The organism is Microcystis sp. M49636_WE2 (assembly GCF_030065375.1).
GTDB classification, from domain to species: domain Bacteria; phylum Cyanobacteriota; class Cyanobacteriia; order Cyanobacteriales; family Microcystaceae; genus Microcystis; species Microcystis aeruginosa_C.
Genome location: NZ_JASJFG010000985.1, coordinates 1 through 3,086, shown reverse-complemented (window position 1 = coordinate 3,086; position 3,086 = coordinate 1). Strand labels below are relative to the sequence as shown.

At 41.6% G+C, this 3,086-nt stretch carries 3 protein-coding genes and 2 pseudogenes; 3 read left to right on the top strand and 2 right to left on the bottom strand.

Annotated elements, in window-relative coordinates:
* Positions 1-201 (top strand): TauD/TfdA family dioxygenase (locus PX484_RS22645; RefSeq protein ID WP_288105617.1); only part of this gene is annotated, 201 nt, incomplete at its 5' end.
* 94 nt (positions 202-295) lie between these two features.
* Here the strand turns inward: PX484_RS22645 and PX484_RS22640 are convergent.
* Positions 296-1,810, bottom strand: coding sequence for a SagB/ThcOx family dehydrogenase (locus PX484_RS22640; protein ID WP_002800242.1), 1,515 nt, complete (start codon positions 1,808-1,810; stop codon positions 296-298).
* A gap of 245 nt (positions 1,811-2,055) precedes the next feature.
* On the opposite strand from PX484_RS22640, the pseudogene PX484_RS25880 reads away from it, so the two are divergent.
* Positions 2,056-2,401: pseudogene (locus tag PX484_RS25880) on the top strand (type II toxin-antitoxin system RelE/ParE family toxin).
* Entirely contained in the window at positions 2,388-2,750 is a 363-nt protein-coding gene (locus tag PX484_RS22630) for a helix-turn-helix domain-containing transcriptional regulator (RefSeq protein WP_287669961.1), read from the top strand. The pseudogene PX484_RS25880 and the gene PX484_RS22630 overlap by 14 nt, the downstream one beginning before the upstream one ends.
* A gap of 150 nt (positions 2,751-2,900) precedes the next feature.
* Here PX484_RS22630 and PX484_RS22625 read toward each other — a convergent pair.
* A pseudogene (locus PX484_RS22625) lies at positions 2,901-3,086 on the bottom strand (IS5/IS1182 family transposase); the annotation flags it as partial.

The following is a 3,086-nucleotide window of genomic DNA, read 5'->3' as shown; positions in this document are numbered from 1 at the left end:
GAAATAGCGCAACCGGAAGCTATCACAAAAACACTCGACATCATCGACGACTTTTTTTCAAAACCAGAAAATATAGTCCGCTTCAAAATGAAAAAAGGTGATATATTTTACATTAATAATCGCTTTTTATGCCACAATAGAACCGCTTTTAAAAATTCAGGAAAACCCCGACAGATGGTGCGTAGTTGGATTAACCTTTAAACAAAATACGTCCAAGAGAGAAAGTGAACCGGTCAAAGTACAGAGTACAATGACCTCAACTTCCTTGTCACCCCTTCAGGGGGTCAAACTCACCTTAAAAAACTTTCGGTCGGCCTAAAGTAGTGATATAAATAACCGCTTCATCGGAGGGAATTCCTAACACTTCATTAACTTGATCATCAAAAAAACCACCAATACCACTAACCCCTAACCCCAGATGAATAGCCGCTAAATTTAATCTCTGTCCCAAATGGCCCGCATCTGCATGAAGATAACGATAAACTCGATCGCCATATTTAGCCACTGCTTTTGACAGATCCGCCGTATGAAAAACCACAGCAGCCGCATCTCGTCCCAAATCCTGACCTAAACAGAGATAATGTAACTCTTGCTGGAAATTTTTAAAGCGAATTTGCCGCAATTCTTGGGCTTTGGGAGCATAATAATAACAGCCTTCCTCTAATCCAGTTACTGCCGAAACAGCGATAAAAGTTTCCAATAAATCCAGAGCAAAATAATCGGGATTGGGATCGAGATTTTGACTGGCATAATCTTGGGGTTGATAGGTAAAATGCAGCAGCGCTCGCAATTCGTCTAAACTGAGACTAGCACCACTATAAGCGCGGGTAGATCTGCGTTTAAGCATCGTACTTTCCAGATCAATTAAATCTTCCCCCCAATTGACGGGACGGGATGTCACGGAAACTTTTAGACAAAAAGGAAAATTATATTTATCTTCCCAATTAGACGGAGTAACAGTTGCTTCTATCTTCTCATCTGTAGCTATGATAGTGGCTCGCTGTAGGGAGCTTAATAATTCTCCCTCGGGAATTTCGGGATAAACAGTCGTGGTTGCCGAAGGTAGTGCCGTGGTACTAGGGGGGAGATTTTGCTGAATATTGAGCAGATCTGCCAAAGGAATCACCGTCATGACACTTTCCTTCTCGGAATCAAGATAAAGCAATTCATTCATCTGACTATCGTTAAAACCACCGATTAAATGAGCGCGATAGTCATTAATCGAGGCTGATAGCTCAATATTGCCCAATAAATGCCCTGTATCGAGGAAAATACGCCGATAAGCTCGATCCTCGTAGCGCCAAGCGGACCGATAAAAAATGGCACTGGTAACTAAAGCGATATCGGTATTTTCTAAAACAGGATTCCAGAAACAAGCAGATTGTAGGTTCGTCCAGACATCACTTTCCCAGAATAAAAGCAGCGAGTGACTTTGACCTTGGTAACTGTAGAGACCGGCGGGTAAAAATTCCGTGCCACGAGAGATCAGATAGACCTCGGCGGGGTATAATCCACCAGCAGAGGGTGCGGAACGTAGGTACAAGGGACTGCCCATAGTGGCGATTTTGGCAGTTAAACCATAGCTACAGCCCAAAATTCGCGATATACGTCGCCAAAAGTCTCCTTTTTGGGGAACTGTTTGACGGGAGAGGTAGGGTTTGAGATCGAAAGTCTGACCGATTTTGTATTCTTTGAAGGGATAGGGTTGTTGACTCCAATCAAGACCTTTACTTTTTGAGGCGATCGTCTGGGGGTCGTATTTGGTCCGCTCGTGGTAGTATTGGGCGATCGAGATTGGCTGATCTGGCATGATAAAGATAGGCTGTCTAAGCTTTACTTTTTAGTTTGACATACTCCCACCCCTAGAAAACGGGTTTCTGAAAGAAACCCGTTTTCTAAATACTCCCCTCTCCCCCCCCTGCTCTACGATGTCGGGTAGGGTTGATTCATGAATCAACCCTACCCTTGATAAGGGGGGTGGGGGGTTGGGGGTGAGGGTAATTAACCATATCTGCCATTACTTTAGAAAAATAGTATAACTGCTATAATTATCCCATGGCGGCTCAACCCAGAGAAATTCGACGTTATGTTACCAGTGACGGCAAAGTTCCCCTTGCCCAATGGCTCGATTCTTTGCGGGATATTAAGGCTAAAACTAAAATTACTCAACGCCTAAACCGGGTTAATTTAGGTAACTTAGGGGATTATAAATCAGCTTTGAGCAGGAGTTTATGAACTACGAATAGACTAGGGTTCTGGTTATCGCGTTTACTTTGGACAAATCGGAACAACAATTATCTTACTCCTGTGTGGAGGAGATAAAAAAACGCAAGCTAAAGACATTGAAATAGCCCAAAAATATTGGCAAGACTATAGGAGCCGAGAAAATGCCAATCAGTGATAGTTATCATGATTCCCTGATCGAATCCCTTAAAGATCCCCATTATGCAGCAGTTTATTTGGAAACTCATCTAGAGGGAGATGAATATGAATTTGAATCAGAATTACTCAGACTTGCGTTTAATCACGTCCTAGAAGCCCTTAGACCTCAAAATCTAACACCAGAACAAATCAAAATTCAGGCCAAGCAATTGGAAGAACTAATGCAAAAACCTGCACCTGAAGCCATGAATCAACTAACCTCTTGGCTTCAAGCTTTAGGATTGAAATTAACGATAATGATCGCTCCAAAAATGCCAGAAATAAATCATGAAAATGACGCTGTTAGTTCAATCAAGATTACAGGGTAGTTTGTAGTTTGTAGTTTGGGTTTTTTGATTACAAATTGATAGCCGCTTAACGCACCCTACACAGAAAAGGGGGTTCTTTCAGAAACCCCTTTTCTAAATAGGGTCTGCTGAAAAAGTCATTGAAAAGTACAGGTCTCTTAATCAATGATTTCACTTAGCTACAAGCATAAGCTTTAGTTGTTGATTAATTTTTAAGTTATAACTTATCCTAATCATTGACCGAGAAAAAGTGCTGTTTTTCCATTTCAGACATAAAAAAGCCCAAAAAACCTGCCTCAACAGGTTAGAAAGATTCATGACTAAAAAAGTAATAGCAATCGCTGAAAAGGAAGTATG